Here is a 16,743-nt window from a genome sequence, read left to right as displayed (position 1 = left end):
CGTCTCCCGCCCCGAGTCAGCCCCACATTCCCCTTCCGAGCTGGCTACACTCGCCGGACGAGATGCGCGCTGATCGCCTGCTGGCACCGATCACAGACCTCGATGACCCGAGCCACGGTCGAAAGAATCGGATACGCCACCGGAAACCCGTCGTAGAGACACGCCACGAGCTCCTGGTGGGCAATACCGGCTTCACCGTCGCCGGTAGTGGTCGAACGAAGCACCGACTGCCGGTCGCGCGCGAGACCATCACACCGATCCCGGAACTCCGCAAGCCGATCGTGGCGCGACCGAAGCTCGTCGAAACCGAGCTCGGTGAGCGGCGTCTCGTTGGCCTCGACGATCCACCCGAGCACGTCGTCGAGAACCCCCTTCGCCTCGACGAGCGATTCGGCTTCACGATCGAGCGCCCCCGCCATCGCCCGCAGTTCGGACCGTCGCTGTGTGACCTCGGACAGCACGCCGTTCTTGAGGCCCGCGGTGAACCCCACCGTCGCGTTTCGCGGCGCGAGTGCCATTGCGACCTGCTCGGACAGCTCGGCGGCGATCGCTTCGAGCAGCGTCTCGCCGTCGTCGACGTCCGCAGTGCTGTGCGGGCGGACGGTCGCGGCGAACTCCTCTCTGACCTCCTCACAGCGGTCCGACCCACCCACTCCGCCCGCCCCGCCCGACTGCATCGTGGCGATCGACCCGGCCGTCGTCTGCCGGGTGGCCTGTGTACTGGATGGCGTGTCGACCGACAGCTGCTCGATCTCGCGGACGAACTGCCCGTAGGCCGTCTGCTTTTCCGTCACGACGGCCCGTTCGTCCCGAACGCGGTCGAGCGCCGCCTCGACGTGTGTTTCGACCGTCATCGATCGCCCTCCGCGGTCGCCCGGAGACGAGCCAGTTCGCGGTCGGCGACTGCCCAGAACCGACGGTGCCACTCGGCCCCTCCGTGGTCGGCCCGGCCACGAACTCCGGCGATGTCCTCGCAAACGATGAGGTCGTGGACGGCGACCCGTGGATCGTACCGTCGCAGCCGAGCGCGGTAGCGTCGGGCGACGCGGGCCGCCCGGGCCGCCGTGGCTCGGTCGTCGAACCGTAGCCCGGCAACCGGCACCGGGTGCTCGCCGGTGCGAGCGCATACGACGCAGTATCGGCCGCCATCGACCGCCAGCGCGTCGAGGGTGGTGTGGATGGTGTGAAGCGTTGGTCCGGTCATGTGTGATGAGTCCTGTCGCGTCGGTCGAGGTCGGTCGTTCAGTGCTCCGTCTCGACGGCCCGGCGCTCGGCCTCGATCTCGCGCGCCCGTTCGAGAACCCGCTCGTCGTCGACGTGTTCGAGCAGTCGGGACTGTCCACGCCGGGTCCGGGTGGCGATCTCCTCGTCGCTGAGGTACTGATCGAGGCGACGATCGATCTCGCGCTCGCGCAGCTCGTCCAACCGGGCCGTCGAGCAGTCGTGATCGTCGGGCAGGCGGTCGTCGAACCACTCGGCCCAGCGCTCGCGGTCACGCCACTCGTCCGTCAGTTCGTCCTCCTTGCGAACCCAGTCGTACTGCTTGGCGATGGGATCGGGATAGCCACGACCCCGGCGGACGTCCGCGATGAGGGCGTGCCCGGCACGCGCGCCGCGTCCGGCCGCGATGATGGCCTGGCGGTCCGCTTCGTCCGACGGCGATGCGACGTAACAGCCATCGATCGGCGTCCGGCCATCGACGTCGGCGTAGGACCGATCGAACCGCTCGTGCTCCTCGCCGTCGTGTTCGTGAGTCGCGAACATTGCATCGTCGCCGAGCGACTGGAGATACTCCCCACCGTAGCGTGTCGCTGCGATGATCCGGTCGGCAGTAACTCGGCGATCTTCCTGGGTTTCGATCACGAATCCAGCGTCGTCACGACGCTCGACCGATTCGACGAGATCCGGGACGATCTCGCAGCCGGCCGTCGTGGCGTGGTCGTGGAGCAGCGCGGTGAACGTCTCGATGTCGATCCCGGCGGGGAAGCCGGGGTAGTTCTCCAGATACGCACACCGGTGGATCGACGAGCGGCCGCGGTCGAAGATCACGGTGTCGAGACCGTATCGGGCGGTGAACACGCCCGCCGAACAGCCCGTCGGACCACCGCCGACGATAGCCACGTCGACGTCGTCGGTCTCTCGGTCCGGACTCATCCGTTCACCTCCCCGACGATCCGGTCCGGATCGATATCACGAGCACGCAGGTGTTCTTCGACGGCACAGAGGGTTCGTATCGTCCGCTCGTCTGCGCCGTACTCACGGAGGAGGACGCTGTTGCGCCGGTAGCAGTCGATCAGGCACTCGTCGGACCACTCGTGGTACTCGACCGCTGGCAATCCGGCGACGCCGTCCGGGGTCGAATCCGTCCGCTGGACGGTCGACGGAGTCTCGTCGGTCACGATCAGCCGTCCCCGTTGATGATGTCCGCGACGCGCTGGCGGTCGAACAGCTGTTCGTCCCGGTCGAACTCGTCGGGGTACAGCTGCCACGCGCCGCGTTCGGTCCACGCGAGGTTGACGATCGGCCCCTGGTATATTCCGGCTCCGCGGTACACGTCGTCGTTGTTCACCGCCGTCAGCTGGCTCGCCACGTCGTGGCCCTGCATGAACGACACGAGGCCGTTCTGGAACTCCTCGCGGGACTGCCGCTCGAACCGGCCGCTGCCGTCCCACATCAGGAGCACGTCCGGATCGGCCTCCGCGAGAGCCTCGTAATCGATCGTGCTGCCGGACACGTAGAAGTCCTCGATCCCGGCCTCGGTGAGCGCACTCCTCGCCCCGAGGTCACGCCACTGCTTGTACGACGTGCCCTCGTTGACGGGATACGGGTAGAACTCCTCCGGCTGGTCGGACGTGATGAGGAGGATCGCGACCGAGGGTCGTTCGGACTCCGGCGGCAGTCGTTGTTGTACCCGGCCGATGAACTCGTCGTGCAGCCGCTCGAACTTCCGATATCGCTGCTCCTGTCCGAAGACGTGCGCGAGCTTCTCGAACGCCTCGTAGAGGGTGTAGTACTGATGATCGTGCCACTGGAACGCCTGTGAGTAGATGCTGTTCCCGAACACCGGTCCGATGTTCTCGTCGACTTCGTCGAGATCGGCCTGCTTCCACTTCGAGCGGCTCAGTACGAACACCGGATCGAACACGTGGACGTCGGCGTCGAGTTCGTAGAACAGCTCCTTGTTCAGCGATTTTCCCCACAGCTTGTCGATGGTGCTCTTGTCGACACTCACGCCGGGAATATCGTCGTAGACGTGCGTGTGATACCGATTGGGTCGCCAGAGACCCTTCGGCGGCTCCTGACCGAGCGCGATCCCCATGTCTGCCCAGCTCCCGTTGTTCGCGACCCACGTCTCCGGCACCGACTCGAACGCGACTTCACCCATCGGGGCCATCGTCACCGAGTACGAGCTCTCGCCCCCACCCGCCGTCGTGTTTCCGCCGGCGGAGTCGTTCGAGCCGCTCGAATCGTTCGCTCCGCCAGAACTGCCCTCGCCGGTACAGCCGGCGAGCAGCGCCCCACCGACGATCGTACTGCCGTACTTCACGTACTCCCGCCTCGTCGGTTCCTCGTGCGCTGCGGAGTCGTCCGTCATGTGAATTAGGCCTACCTAAAACAACAAAGCCGTTTCGGTTTTTCGGCGGGCCAAAAAAGCGGCTCCGGACAGTCCATCCGACGAAGAACGCATTAGCGGGCCGTTTACTGGAGATTCGGGGTGCAGCGGAGAGATGTTCCGTCAGGTGGTCGTGAAGCCTGACGCTCCACCGACCGTCCTCCGAAGCGCCTGCTTCGAGAACCCACCCGCGACCGACACGACGAGGCGACCGTCGCTGCCCGACAGTATATCACCCAGCAGGACGAACGACCGGTATGCCTGTTCCCGGGTACGACCCCGACGACCTCGATTCGGAACTCGAAGGCAAGCTCACCGACGAGGAGATCCGCGACCGGCTGAGCGACGATGAGTACGAGCGCTACGAAGAGGGTGAAAGCCTCGTTGGGCTGCTCGACGAGGACGAACTCGACGACCTCCTCGACGACGCGTAGCGATCGCTCTCCGCATGTCACGGCGGCGTCGAATCGCCGGTCCCGGATCGTCCGAACCACCGCATCCCGAACGACTTTGTGTAATACCCCCGACCACCGGCCATGGAATACACTTCCCTCGGTTCCACTGGAACGAAGGTCTCGAAGCTCTGTCTCGGGACGTGGCGGTTCGGCAAGCAGACCGGTGACGTGCTCGAAACCGACCGTGAGGAGGCCCACGAACTCCTCGACGCCGCCGCCGACCGCGGAATCAACTTCATCGACACTGCCAATGGCTACGGCGACGGCGACTCCGAACGCTGGATCGGCGAGTGGCTCGACGACCGCGATCGCGAGGAGTACGTCCTCGCCTCGAAGGTGTACTGGAGCCAGGAGAGTCGCTTTTCGGAAAATCTCGGCCGGAAGAACATCCGCGCCGAGATCGAGGGCACCCTCGATCGGCTCGGAACCGACTACCTCGATCTCTACTACATCCACCGCTTCGACGACGACACGCCGGTCGAGGAGACCCTCCGCACGCTGAACGATCTCGTCCGCGAGGGGAAGGTCAACCACCTCGGTGCGTCCACGATGGCCGCCTGGAAGCTCACGAAGGCGCTCTGGAAATCCGACGTCGAAGATCTCGAACGCTTCGAGGTGACCCAGCCGCTGTATCACGCCGCCTACTACGAGGATGTCAGCGACTACCTCGAAGTTTGCGCCGACCAGGAACTCGCAGTCTGTCCGTACTCGCCGCTCGCGGGTGGTTTCCTCACCGGCAAGTACGAGCGCGACGGCGACAGCGTGAAATCGCCCGACGGCTCCCGCGGGAGCTTCGACGAGTTCTTCGACGACTACTACGTCTCCGAGCGCGGCTGGGACGTCCTCGACGCCGTGCGGGGGGTTGCGGACGAGATCGACGCGACGCCCGCCCAGGTCGCGCTCCGATGGCTGATCGAGCGCGAGCAGTTCACCTGTGTCCCGATCGTGGGCGCGCGCACGGTCGACCAGCTCGACGAGAACCTCGGTGCGGTCGAGATCTCGCTGTCGAGCGATCACCACGACCGTATCGACGCGGCGCGCGCTGGCGAGCAGTAGGGCAGCACGACTACGCCCACCGCTGAGAACGGGGCTGCTGGCTCGACTATTTGGAACGAACGCTACCGACGCGCGGTTTCGTCACGTTGGTAATCGGCGCACGCAACGAGACTGTCGTAAAAATGTCATTTCTGACGAGAAAACCCGTTTCCCGATCGCCGGGGATTGATCGTCGAGTGGCTACTGGAGATCACCGAACCGCAGGACTGGCTCCCCGTCGACGGAGCGCACCTGTTGATACCCCAGCGCGTTCGTCAGCATCGTGTGACCGAGGAACGTCGCCGTGTATTCGAGCATCCCGAACGGATGGAGGCTCGACTGCTCTGCCGGTGGGAGCAGACCGCCGATGACGTGGATGCCGGTGTCGTCGCCGTCCGTGAGCGATCCTGCCGAGACGTACTGTCCGGCCGAGGACTGATCGTTGCTGCTGTATCCGGCAATCGTGCCGCCCGCAGCCTCGAACGCCGCCGAATCAACGACTGTCATCGGCGCGGTCCCGATCGGGTGGCCGACCGGCGGGGCCTTCCAGAGTTCGCGCTGAATCGGACGTGTGTCGGCCAGTAGCGGATGTTCATTCACTCGTTCGGAGAGCGCTCCGCTCACCATCTCGATTTCGGTCACGTCGTCCGGCGAAAGCCCGGCTGCTCGATCGTTCGACATCGCGCCGAGCAGCGCCGCCCCCCGGTCGGTCAACGCGAGGTTGCCACCGTTGGCGACGAACGCATCGAGCGCCGCGACGTAGTCGGCGTTGGAGCGCCCTTCGTCATGGGTGACGACGAGGTTCTCGACGGCGAGGTTGTCGCTGTTGCCCCGGAACAGCGCGCCGTTGGCGATGTCCGCGACCCCGAGACCGACCATCTCTTCGGTGATGTTCCCCCGGCCTCGATTCCCGTTGGGACCCTTCCCTCTCTTCGGTCCCTTCCCGCGTTTCCTTCCGTTCCCGTTGTTTCCGCCACGGTCGTGAACGTCGGCGACGTACTCGGCGTAGTCCGGGAAGTACGCGAGCGGCGTCACACTGTACTCGCGCTGGCGGTAGCCGAGCACTTCCTTCGGGTCCGGTGCGTCGTACGTTTCCTCGCTTCCGAGCAGCGTCGCGCTGTCGATCATCACGCTGGTCTCGTCCGCTCCGCCGATGGTCTTGAGATCGATCGTCCACGCTCCACCCGCCGGCGACATGACCGACCATTCGATGGTCCGAGAGGGATCGCTCGGATCACCGGCCATCGGATTGACGTTTCGGACGACGCGGCCGTCCGGCGCGCGAAGCTTGGCGCGGACGAACCCCGATTCCGGGCGAACGGTGAGTGACAGACCCTCGGCGGTCGACGGCACGTCGACCGTCGCCGATTCGGGCTTGTTGCCGGCGGTCACGCGAGTGGTTCGTGTCTGCCGAGACGCGTCGCCGAACGAGAGGCTGGCCGACGTTCGGGTGAGCGCCTCGGTATCGACGTAGGCAGTCGTCGCGTCGCCGGTCTCGATTGTCGCCGTCACGTCACGAACGGCGTGTGCGGCGGTCTCGCGGATGACTTCCGTGTACCCAGTGACCTGCAGATCGACGAGCCACGGGCGGTATTCGATGCGATCCAGAACGCGGTTGTCCCACCCCATCTCGTGGGACATCATCTGAATACCGAGTCCGCCCTGGTCTTCGGGGTGGCTCATCCAACTGATGAGCGTCCCGGTCGTGGTGTAGTCGATGGTGTCGAGGATCGTCCCATAGGTGTACGTCTCCTCCGGCTCGGGCAGGAACGCGCTTCCGTTTTCGTAATATTCGTCGTTGAGTGCGGCGAATCGGTCCTGTGCAGCGTCGAGGCGGTCGGCGAGTGCAGCCTCCAACCGATCCTGAGTCCGGCGATTCCACTCGTAGAGGTCGTGGAACTCGTCGGTATCGTACTGGTCGTTGACGATGAGACCGTCCATGAACGCCGTCGACCAGAACTTCCCGTGGAGATCGGTGCCGAGACGGAGGTTCTCGTACCCGCGGAGGAACTCGACGATGTCGAGCGCGTCCGGAACCGTCTCGGTGTACTCCGCGGGAACGTCGGCGTCGATACCGGGATCGTCGTCGACGAGGTCCGAGCCGTTCGGTTCTGCGGGGTAGTAGCCGGCGTCGGCCCATCCCACCGTGGGGTACTGTCGGTTCGGATCGACGCCCGTACCGGTCACGCGCTTAAACGAGTTCGATTCGGGGGTCCCATCGTCGTTCAGATCGACGCGATAGCGCGGGTCGCGCGAGACCCAGCCATCGGGGTTCGGATAGAGGAAGACGAGAACGATGTCGTCGAGCAACGCTTCGGTTTCGGGTTCGCGCCCGTCGATCAAACGCTCGATGAACCGCGTCCCCGCCTCCGCGCCGGAGCGTTCGTCGCCGTGGACGGCCAGCGGGAACAGCACCTTCTCCTTTTCCGCGAAGGCGGCTTCATCGCCGATGTCGTTCGTCACCTCGACGGTCCAGAGGTTCTGTGGCCCCGGTTCGTCGAGAAAGAGGTTGTAGTGACCGGGACTATCCCCGATCGAGTAGTATCGCAGCCGATCGGAGTGACGCGATTCGAGCCGGCCGATCCCGTCGACGAACTGTTCGAAGTCGATGAAATCGACGCTGTCCTCGACTGCGGGGAACACTCCGTCTGGGTAGTAACCGAGCCGCCAGAACGGGTTCGATCCCGGCGAATACTGGAGCTGCGTCACTGTGTCGAGGTCGACCACGGCGGCGACCTCGCCCGGTTCGAGCGTCGTGTAGGCCGCGGTCGTGGGTGTCGTCGTCGTTTCGAGGTCGTGCCCGAGGTCGCGTAGATCGTCGAACCCGCCCGACGACGACAGTTCGACGAGCGTCGGGATCGCGAAGTCGGCCTCGACGTGCTCGGTGATGAACTCGTAGAGGTCGGTCAGTTTCGTTGCAGGGGGTGCTGCCACGGCGTTTCCGGAGACGGTGAGCGCCCCTGCTGTGGCTGCCGACAGGCGGACGAACTGTCGGCGCGAGACTGGATATCGATCGAATCGGGTTTCGTCAGCCGATGAGTCGTTCGGAGTCATGAGTGATGTTCTCTGCCGAGTCGCCACCACACTCTGCCGAGCCCATTTAGTTATGCTTATGGTTCGATTTCTGTATAGAATCCGATTTAGTTTACGCCATCGCGCCGCACTTGTAGATTGGCTGTCATTTCTGATGGGCGACTGAGCGCCTCAAACAGGAATTTATGGCACTCGGTCGGAGTCCAACAGCTGTATCGGGTGTCGACTCGGCCGCTCCAGCAACGCATCCAACTGCTCGCAGCACGACGTCCCGCTCGCGACGACTGTGCGGTCGCGCGCGTCGTCGGTCGTGAACTGGGCTTCGAGGTCGCTGCCGACGTCCATGCTCAGTTCGTAGTATTCCTGTTTGTACCCAAAGGAGCCCGCCATCCCACAGCACTCAGTTTCGGAGGTGAGCACGTCGTAGCCACACTCCTCCAGCACGGCCACGCTGTGGGCTTCGAGTCCGAGGGTGCGCTGCTGGCAGTGGCTGTGGTAGGCCACTCGCTCGCCGTCGCCACCTTCGAGCGCCGCGCGCTCGGCCCCGTTTTCGAGCAGGCCGTAGGCGTACTCGATCACCTCGTAACTGCTCTCGGCCAGCCGCTCGGCCGATTTCTCTGGCAGGAACTTCTCGTACTCGCCGGCGAACATCGCGAGATCGGAGGGTTCGATCACCACCACGTCGCGGTCCGCATCGATGTGTTCGGCGAGATCGGCGTAGGCGTCGTGGGCGTGGCGCTCGGCGGTGGCGAGCATCCCCTGGGAGAGCGGTGCGCGCCCGCTCGACGCCACTTCGGGGACGCGCACCGCGACGCCGAGCGCCTCCAGCACTCGAACGGCGGCCTTCCCGCGCTCGGTGTGGACGTGGTTGGTGTAGACATCGGGATAGAGCACCGCCTCGCGGTCGGCGTCGGCAGCCGAAACCCGCGACCCACCTCGTGATTCGAACCACTCGACGAGGGTTTCGCGCTCGAATTTCGGGAGGTCACGTCGGCGATCGATCCCGAGGAACCGTTCCAGCACCGCGCGGCTCGGCCCCGTGCCCGCGAGCCAGTTCGACACTGGTGCGGTGGCGCTCCCGAGCTTCGCGAGCGTCGAGAAGTTCCCGAAGAAGCGCTTTCGGGGAGTGAGTCCACCAGGCTCCTCGTCGGGCGTCAGCCCCTCGACGAGGAAGTCGAACTCAGGGGCGTCGCTCGCATCGCTGGCGTCACCCACCCCGCGATTGATCCGATCGCGCACCACCTCGTTGATCCACGGGATGTCGATCTTCACGGGGCAGGCGTTCACACAGCGCGAGCAGCCGGTACAGAGGTCGTTGAACTCGGCGGCGCTGTCTTGACTATGGACCCCAGCCTCCCAGCCGGTCGCAATCCCCCCAGTGTAGGTCTCGCCGCCGAAGGCGTGGCCGCCGACGTGCTGGAAGTTGGCACACGAGTTCGCGCACGCGCCACACCGGATGCAGTAGAGCGTTTCGCGGAGTTGGTCGTCCTCGCGCATCGCCGACCGGCCGTTGTCGAGCAGCACGAGGTGGAACTCACGGTCGTCGTTGCCGGCGCTGCCACCGCCACCATCGTCCCCGCCTCCGGTCTCGATCCCGATCTCGCTCAGCGGCGTGTCGGGATCGTCGAAGTCGAGCGTCGGCGTTTCGACGGGCGGCGAGAGCGTCGTGACGTACTGGGCGATCGACTGGCCGGTGGCCGCACGCGCGATCAGTTCGACGAACGGTTGGAGCTCCCGAATCGAGGGGATGAGCTTCTCGACGCCCGCGACCGCGACGTGGGTGTCGGGTGCGACCGCACACTTCCGGGCGTTGCCCTCGTTGGTCACGAGCGTGATCGAGCCCGACTCCGCGAGCACGAAGTTCGCGCCGGTCATTCCCACATCGGCGTCCTGGATGCGCTCGCCGAGCCAGTCCCGCGCGAACGCGGTGAGCTCCTCGGCGGTCTCGAACGGCTCGTCGGGATCGAACCGCTCGTTGAACAGCTCGGCGATCTCCTCGCGTGACTTGTGCATCGCCGGCCCGACGATGTGTGAGGGCGACTCGTCGGCGACCTGGAGCACCCACTCGCCGAGGTCGGTCTCGTGAACGTCGACGCCCGCGGCTTCGAGGGAGTCGTTGACGTCGATCTCCTCGGTCGTCATCGACTTCGATTTCACGAGCGAGTCGGCGTCGCCGACCACCTCCTCGATATACTGGTTCGCGTCCGCGGCGTCGTCGGCGAGATAGACCTGTCCGCCGTTCGCCTCGACGGCGTCGGTGACCCGACCGATCAGCTCGGGCAGTCGCTCGATCGCATCCTCCTTGATCTCGCGGGCCTCCGTTCGGAGGTCCTCGTACTCTCCGAACGACTCGGTGGCGTCGTAGCGCGCCTCGTTGATGTGTGTCGCGTCCGCGTGGACGTTCTCGCCTTCGGTGTCGAGAAGCTGGCGGATCTGTGCCGCCTTCTCTCGGCGCGTTTCGGCGCTCACGACTCGATCACCACGACGTGAACCGCGGTCGGGCCGTGGACGCCCTCGACCATCTCGCCCATGTCGGCGGTCGCGCTCGCACCCGTCGCGAACACCACGCTGTCGCGGCCGGCGTCGAACTCCTCGTCGAGCCGTGCGAACGCCTCGTCGAGTCCCCACATGACGTCCACCTCGCGCACGACCGCGACGTGGCACTCGGGAAAGAGACTCACCGGCTCGTCACCCGCCGCCGAGGACTCGATCGCGAGCGTGCCGTAGGTCGCGACCGCCGTCCCGACCGGCGTCACGCCCGTCCGCGCCGATTCGAGTTGAGCGGTCGTCGGATCAACGGTGACTGGCACGTCGTCGAGCGAAACGCCGTCGATCCGGAGCGGCACGCCGACCGCCGGCTCGTCGATGATCGCCGCGAGCGCGTCGTCGAACCCCTCCGGGTCGGTGCGCGTCATCCCGACCCCCAGCTCGTCGAGCGATGACTCGAACGTCGCGACCGTCTCGGTTGCCATACCATCACGATCGATCCACCGAGGTATTCGTCTTTTGCCCCGAACGCCGGGCGGGTCGGCACGATTCGGGCCGGTGTCCGTTTCATCGAGCGACTGCCGATACCCGAAGATTCGTCCGATCACGGGCCGACGAACCGGCTGTGACAGACACCAGCCGCCAGTTCGTTCTGGGCAAGCGGCCCGACGGGAAACCCGATCGCGACACGTTCGAACTCGAAAAAGGCGACGTTCCGGAGCCACGCCACGGCGAGGTGCTCGTCCGCACGTGCTACCTCTCGGTCGACCCGTACATGCGCGGCCGGATGCGCGACCGTGACTCGTACGCCGATCCGTGGGACGTCGGCGATCGAATGGGGGGCCACGTCGTCGGCGAAGTCGTCGAATCCGAACATGACGCGTGGTCCGTCGGCGAGTTCGTCTTCGGCAAGGGGTTCTGGAGCGAGCATTCCCTCCTCGACGGCGATGACCTCACGCCCGTCGATCCCTCGCTCGAAAACCTTTCGCTGCCTGCCTACCTCGGCGTGCTCGGGATGCCCGGCCGGACGGCGTACTTCGGCACGCTCGACGTGCTCGAACCCGGCCCCGGCGACACGGTAGCGATCTCCGGGGCGGCGGGCGCAGTCGGCTCGACCGTCGGCCAGATCGCAAGCCTCGCCGGCGCGCACGTCGTCGGATTCGCGGGCAGCGACGAGAAAGTGGACTACCTCGAAGACGACCTCGGGTTCGACGCCGGGATCAACTACAAAACAACCGAGAACTATCGCGCAGCGCTCGCCGACGCCGCACCGAACGGCATCGACGCTTACTTCGACAACGTCGGCGGCCCGATCTCGGACGCGGTGTTCTCCCAGTTGAACGTCGACGCGCGGGTGGCGATCTGCGGCCAGATCGCGCTCTACAACGACGAGGGCGTTCCGACCGGGCCGCGCAAACTCCCGCAGCTCATCGCGCCGCGCGCCCGCGTCGAGGGCTTTCTCGTTGGCGACTACGCGACGCGATTCGAGCACGCGAACGACCGACTCCGTGAGTGGGTGACGAACGGCGAGATCGAGCACCGGGAATCGATCGTCGAGGGGTTCGAAAACGCTCCCGACGCCTTTCTCGGACTGTTCGAGGGCGACAACATCGGCAAGCAGGTCGTGAAGGTCGCCGAGCCGAGCGAATAATGAAGATCGTCGAGACCGACGACGCCGACGGCTTTTTCGAGATAATCGCCGGCACCGATCGGTCCCAGGCCGCAACGATGGTGCTCTCGCCGGGCCAGTCCACGGGCGGTCCCGAGAACCGCCACCCCGATGCCGACCAGTGGTGCTACGTCGCCGACGGAACCGGGACCGCCGTCGTCGGCGGTGAAGAACACCGTCTCGAACCGGGGACGCTCGTTTGCATCGAGGCAGACGAAACTCACGAGATACGCAACGACACCAGCGCAGGTGACAGCGACGATACCGACGCCGAGAGGGAACTTCGGACGGTCAACGTCTACGCACCACCGGTGTACTGACCTCGGTTCTCGCCGCTGTGGCCATCATCGTATAAACGATACCGCAAGTGGTGGGTGTAGAGTCACGTGTCCCTGCTCCGTTCCTGTGTCTATGAGTACCGAATCACAGGATCAGACATGGGCCATCGACGGCGCACCGTCGGCCCGCGACATCGACGAGATCGACCTCAACGAGTTCGAGACTGGACCGATAGCGAAGTTCGTCGTCGCGTTCGCCGTCGGCGCGGTCTTCTTCCTCGTCCCGGTGCCGTGGCAGGGCGAGATCACCGTCCCGTTCGACATCGTCGTCAGCACGATCACCACCTCGTTTCCGGACGCCGTCGGGGTGTACGCGCTGGCGATCATCGTCGCCGGTGGCGTGCTGACGACCGCCGCCGAACTCGACGCTCGGAATGCGCTATCGCTCGACGCCGACCTGTCGTACTTCGAGAGTTCGGTCGCGTTCTGGGCACTCCGGGTGCTCGGCGCGGTGCTCGCGCCGGTGATGTTCTTCAAGTTCGGCCCCGACTGGCTCCACACTCCGGCGACGGGCGGTTTCATGTGGGGAACGCTGATCTACAGCGTCGGCGTCATCATCCCGATCGGCGCGATCTTCATCACGATCTTCGTCGAGCTCGGCGGGCTGGAGTTCGTCGGCACGCTCGCGAGGCCAGTGATGAACCCGCTGTTCAAACTCCCTGGAAGAGCGGCGCTCGACAGCCTCGCGTCGTGGGTCGGGTCGTACTCGGTGGGCCTCTACGTCACCCGGAACGTCTTCGACCGTGGCGGCTACAACAAGCGGGAAGTGTTCATCATCTCGACCTGCTTCTCGACGGTGAGCATCGGGTTCGTCGGCGTTGTCGCCGCCACGCTCGACATGCTCGCACTGTTCCCGGTCATCTTCCTCGCGTACTTCGTGTGTGTCGTGATCTGCGCCGCGATCCTCGTCCGGGTGCCGCCGATCAGCACCGTTCCGGAAGAATACATTGCCGAACCCGATCCCGAGGTTCCGTTCGTCGGCTCTCCGCCGGAGTATCTCCGGTTCGCGCTGAGCGAGGCGGTCGGGAAAGCAAAGGAGGGCGAGACGTTCGCGCAGGCGGCGTGGCGCGGGTTCGTCGACGGGCTGAAGCTCACGAGCCTCATTCTCGGGACGATCCTCGCGGTCGGTCTTGCGGCGGTGCTCCTCTCGGCGTACACCCCGACGTTCGATATCCTCGGTGCACCGCTCGTGCCCGTGATCGAACTGCTCGGGCTGCCGAACGCCGAGACCGTCGCGCCGGCGACCATCGTGGGGATCACCGAAATGTACGTTCCGGTCCTGCTGATTCAGGATGCCGCGCCGATGGCTCGGTTCTTCATCGCCGTGCTCGCTGTCTCCCAACTCATCTTCTTCTCCAGCGTCGGCCCGATGACGATGGACATGTTCAGCGACGTTCCGGTTCGGTTCCGCGACCTCGTGACGCTGTTCGTCATGCGCACGGTCATCCTCGTGCCGCTGATCGCTGGGATGACCCACCTCGTCGCCGCGCTCGGACTGCTCTAAGACCGAACGTACTCGATCAGCGCTGCGACCAGCTTGTTCTCCGCCCGTCGGAGGTGTTCCTCAGCGGTCCGTCGCTCGACCCCGACTGCGTCGGCGATCTCGGTGGTCGTGACTTCCCGGGGAATCTCGTAGTACCCGCGGTCGTAGGCGACCTCGAACGTCTCGCGCTGGCGCGCCGAGAGATCGGGGAGGACCCCATCGAGCGTGAGCAGGGGCGCGTCGTGGGTGACCGTCTCGATCTCGCGCTTTTGCTCGACCGAGACGGAAAACCCGTCGTCGATGAGGTCGCGGTAGCACGCCGTGAGGTTGGCCGGATCGAGCGCGAGCACTCGGCAGGATTTCGCGCCGCCGGCGTAGCGCAGCGGCGGCAGCAGGAGGCAGTCGTGGCGGGCGAGATACGACTCGATCAGATCGCCCTCGCGTCGTTTGAGACACTCGCCGGTGACGACCACCAGCTCATCCGGCCGTCGGAGGAGGTCTTGCACGCCGACGCGCTCGCGGACGTGTGCGAGGATCTCGTCGGTCGCGTCCTTCGTGACGTAGAGGAGATCACAGTGGTCGTTACACCACAGTTCGACCGCGGCGTCGGTGCCAGCGGTCGCGGCGGCGTAGGCCCCATCGCCCTCGATCCGGAAGGTGGCCTCGTACATATCTCGGAACACGGCCACGCTATCGTAAATACTGCTTCACACGAGCGAGAGCGATTCTGGTGTCGAACCGAGCCGCAGCGTCAGTCCTCGCCAGCGGGAGCCGTCGCCCCACTGCCTGTCGATGCGTCGTCGCCGTCGCCGTGCGCTCCCTCCTGGTACTCGATTCCCCAGCCGGTGACACCCATGAGCAGGAGGACGAGCGGCGAGAGGAACCCGAAGAAGTAGTAGGGGGCGTACGTCAGCGTCGGAACCCCGAGAGTGCCGGCCATGAAGAGGCCGCCGCTGCCCCACGGGATGAGGGCGGCCGTCGTCGTCCCGGCGGCCTCGACGGCGCGCGAGAGGTTCTTGCTCTTCAGACCCTGTTCGCTGTAGAGGTTTCTGAGGGTCATCCCCGGCACGACGATGCTGATGTACTGCTCTGCGGCGAGCATGTTCATCGAGACGGCCGAGATCGCCGTCACACCGGTAAGACTCGCCACGCCGCGACTCAGCCGGCCGAGGTGGTGGGCGAGGACGGCGAGGATCCCCGTTCGTTCGAGCATCCCGCCGAGCGAGAGCGCGGCGAGCGCGATCGTGACGATCCACGCGCCACCGAGCAGCCCGCCGCTTTCGAACAGACCGTTCACGAGTTCCATCCCCGTTTCGGGGGCGGTCCCGGACTGGGCGGCCGACCACGCGGCGGCGAACTCGGTCCTCTGAACGAACACCGACGTGAGAGCGCCCGCGAAGACGCCCGCCCCGAGCGAGGGGAGTGCCGGGACGCCGTAGATCGCGAGGCCGAAGGTGACGACCAGCGGGAGGAAGACGAGCGGTGTCACGACGTACGACCCCTGGATAGCGCTCTGGATCGCGCCGACACGTCCGACTGGAATGTTCCCGGACGCGCTCAGGCCGAGGAACACGTAGAGAACGACCGAGATCCCGAACGCGAGGAGCGTGCCGGCGCGCATCGCGTTGATGTGGTCGTAGAGGTCGGTGTTCGTCACGGCGGCCGCGAGGTTCGTCGTATCCGACAGCGGCGACTGCTTGTCGCCCGTGTACGCGCCCGTGAGAATGGCCCCGGCGGTCATCGGAGCGGGAATGCCGAGTCCGGAGCCGATCCCGATGAACGCAACGCCGAGCGTACCGGCCGTGGTCCACGACGAACCGACCGCAAACGAGACGATCGCCGCGAGGACGGCGGTCAACGGGAGGAAGATCGACGGCGTGAGCAGCTCCAGCCCGTAGTACATCAGTCCCGGAATGGTGCCAGCCTGCACCCACGTCGCAATCAGCGCGTAGACGACGAACATGATGAGGATCACCCGCATCCCCATCAGGATGCTGTCGGTGATGCCGTCGTACAGCTCGTCCCACGAAAACCCGAGATGCAGCCGAGCGAACAGCCCGGTGAAGGCGATCCCCCAGAACAGCGGGAACTGCGGGTCAAGTCCGAAGACGACGATGCCGACGCTGAGAAAGACGATCATCGCTCCGACGGGAACGAGCGCCGCCGCGAGCGACGGTCGTTCCTCGGGAGCGATCTCCTCGAACAGCCGCGGTTCGAACGCTACCATCCGTTCACCTCCACGTCAGCCACAATCCGGTTAAACGGCTTCGAAACGCGTCGCAGTCGGTCGTTCTCGTCAGTCATTCGCTGCCATCCGGACACGTGTGCCCGCTGGTTCGACACCGAGTCGGTTCCGCCGTCGGTCTCGGATCGATGGCGCGAGACCACGACGGCCTCACGAACGGGAGTCGTTTCCCGACCGCCAGTGCCCGTCGCAGAGCGAATCGGTGCTCGTGGCCGAACGGTCCCCGTTCGGTAGCCGTATCCATAGTGCTTCTTCCCACCGACACGATCAAAGATGATCAATCGCCACGTGGCGTGGTGTTTATCCGTTACACCGCACAGTGGCCGGACAGCACCGCGCCGAAGCCACGATTCCATCGGCGGTCGTGAACGCGAACGAGCAGTGA

General features: G+C 65.5%; 15 protein-coding genes. 5 read left to right on the top strand and 10 right to left on the bottom strand.

From position 1 onward, the window contains the following. Window positions 1-44 precede the first annotated feature (44 nt). From PHA81_RS08810 to PHA81_RS08790, 5 genes are read right to left on the bottom strand one after another with little or no spacing between them, the layout of a single operon-like run. The gene (locus tag PHA81_RS08810; protein ID WP_273836511.1) at window positions 45-854 is read right to left on the bottom strand and encodes a hypothetical protein; all 810 of its coding nucleotides are present in this window, start codon (window positions 852-854) and stop codon (window positions 45-47) included. Next, window positions 851-1,204, bottom strand: coding sequence for a hypothetical protein (locus tag PHA81_RS08805; RefSeq protein ID WP_049909944.1), 354 nt, complete (start codon window positions 1,202-1,204; stop codon window positions 851-853). Before PHA81_RS08805 ends, PHA81_RS08810 begins: the two co-directional genes overlap by 4 nt. A gap of 38 nt (window positions 1,205-1,242) precedes the next feature. Further along, on the bottom strand, window positions 1,243-2,154 hold the full coding sequence (locus tag PHA81_RS08800) for an NAD(P)/FAD-dependent oxidoreductase (RefSeq protein WP_273836509.1): 912 nt from the start codon (window positions 2,152-2,154) through the stop codon (window positions 1,243-1,245). After that, window positions 2,151-2,399: a hypothetical protein gene (locus PHA81_RS08795; RefSeq protein ID WP_273836506.1), complete on the bottom strand. Its 249-nt coding sequence runs from the start codon at window positions 2,397-2,399 to the stop codon at window positions 2,151-2,153. The genes PHA81_RS08800 and PHA81_RS08795 overlap by 4 nt, the downstream gene beginning before the upstream one ends. 2 nt (window positions 2,400-2,401) lie before the next feature. Further along, window positions 2,402-3,595, bottom strand: coding sequence for an ABC transporter substrate-binding protein (locus PHA81_RS08790; RefSeq protein WP_273836505.1), 1,194 nt, complete (start codon window positions 3,593-3,595; stop codon window positions 2,402-2,404). Between the two features lie 275 nt (window positions 3,596-3,870). Here PHA81_RS08790 and PHA81_RS08785 point away from each other — a divergent pair, with 275 nt between their 5' ends. Then, complete coding sequence (locus tag PHA81_RS08785) at window positions 3,871-4,047, top strand: hypothetical protein (protein ID WP_005042178.1); 177 nt, start codon at window positions 3,871-3,873, stop codon at window positions 4,045-4,047. Window positions 4,048-4,149: 102 nt separating this feature from the next. Continuing rightward, on the top strand, window positions 4,150-5,124 hold the full coding sequence (locus PHA81_RS08780; protein ID WP_273836502.1) for an aldo/keto reductase: 975 nt from the start codon (window positions 4,150-4,152) through the stop codon (window positions 5,122-5,124). A gap of 180 nt (window positions 5,125-5,304) precedes the next feature. On the opposite strand, the gene PHA81_RS08775 is transcribed toward PHA81_RS08780, so the two are convergent. The 3 genes from PHA81_RS08775 to PHA81_RS08765 all read right to left on the bottom strand — a co-directional run bounded on the left by PHA81_RS08775 (window position 5,305) and on the right by PHA81_RS08765 (window position 11,108). Continuing rightward, entirely contained in the window at window positions 5,305-8,157 is a 2,853-nt protein-coding gene (locus tag PHA81_RS08775) for a M14 family zinc carboxypeptidase (RefSeq protein WP_273836500.1), read from the bottom strand. Window positions 8,158-8,319: 162 nt separating this feature from the next. Continuing rightward, the gene (locus tag PHA81_RS08770) at window positions 8,320-10,605 is read right to left on the bottom strand and encodes an LUD domain-containing protein (protein ID WP_273836499.1); all 2,286 of its coding nucleotides are present in this window, start codon (window positions 10,603-10,605) and stop codon (window positions 8,320-8,322) included. Further along, window positions 10,602-11,108, bottom strand: a complete 507-nt coding sequence (locus PHA81_RS08765) for an LUD domain-containing protein (RefSeq protein WP_273836497.1) — start codon at window positions 11,106-11,108, stop codon at window positions 10,602-10,604. Before PHA81_RS08765 ends, PHA81_RS08770 begins: the two co-directional genes overlap by 4 nt. A 140-nt stretch (window positions 11,109-11,248) precedes the next feature. On the opposite strand from PHA81_RS08765, the gene PHA81_RS08760 reads away from it, so the two are divergent. The 3 genes from PHA81_RS08760 to PHA81_RS08750 all read left to right on the top strand — a co-directional run bounded on the left by PHA81_RS08760 (window position 11,249) and on the right by PHA81_RS08750 (window position 14,134). Further along, on the top strand, window positions 11,249-12,274 hold the full coding sequence (locus PHA81_RS08760; protein ID WP_273836495.1) for an NADP-dependent oxidoreductase: 1,026 nt from the start codon (window positions 11,249-11,251) through the stop codon (window positions 12,272-12,274). Then, entirely contained in the window at window positions 12,274-12,612 is a 339-nt protein-coding gene (locus PHA81_RS08755) for a cupin domain-containing protein (RefSeq protein WP_273836493.1), read from the top strand. Before PHA81_RS08760 ends, PHA81_RS08755 begins: the two co-directional genes overlap by 1 nt. 91 nt (window positions 12,613-12,703) lie before the next feature. Then, window positions 12,704-14,134: a YjiH family protein gene (locus tag PHA81_RS08750; protein WP_273836491.1), complete on the top strand. Its 1,431-nt coding sequence runs from the start codon at window positions 12,704-12,706 to the stop codon at window positions 14,132-14,134. On the opposite strand, the gene PHA81_RS08745 is transcribed toward PHA81_RS08750, so the two are convergent. Then, a complete protein-coding gene (locus PHA81_RS08745; protein ID WP_273836489.1) occupies window positions 14,131-14,784 on the bottom strand; it encodes a helix-turn-helix domain-containing protein in 654 nt (217 codons plus the stop codon). The two genes, PHA81_RS08750 and PHA81_RS08745, sit on opposite strands and share 4 nt — an antisense overlap. Before the next feature lie 80 nt (window positions 14,785-14,864). Beyond that, window positions 14,865-16,340, bottom strand: a complete 1,476-nt coding sequence (nhaC, locus tag PHA81_RS08740; protein WP_273836487.1) for a Na+/H+ antiporter NhaC — start codon at window positions 16,338-16,340, stop codon at window positions 14,865-14,867. Window positions 16,341-16,743 lie beyond the last annotated feature (403 nt).

The organism is Halococcus sp. PRR34, assembly GCF_028617175.1.
GTDB classification, from domain to species: Archaea; Halobacteriota; Halobacteria; order Halobacteriales; family Halococcaceae; genus Halococcus; species Halococcus salifodinae.
The sequence above is the reverse complement of the archived record's forward strand: the minus strand, read 5'-3'. Positions and strand labels throughout refer to the sequence as shown.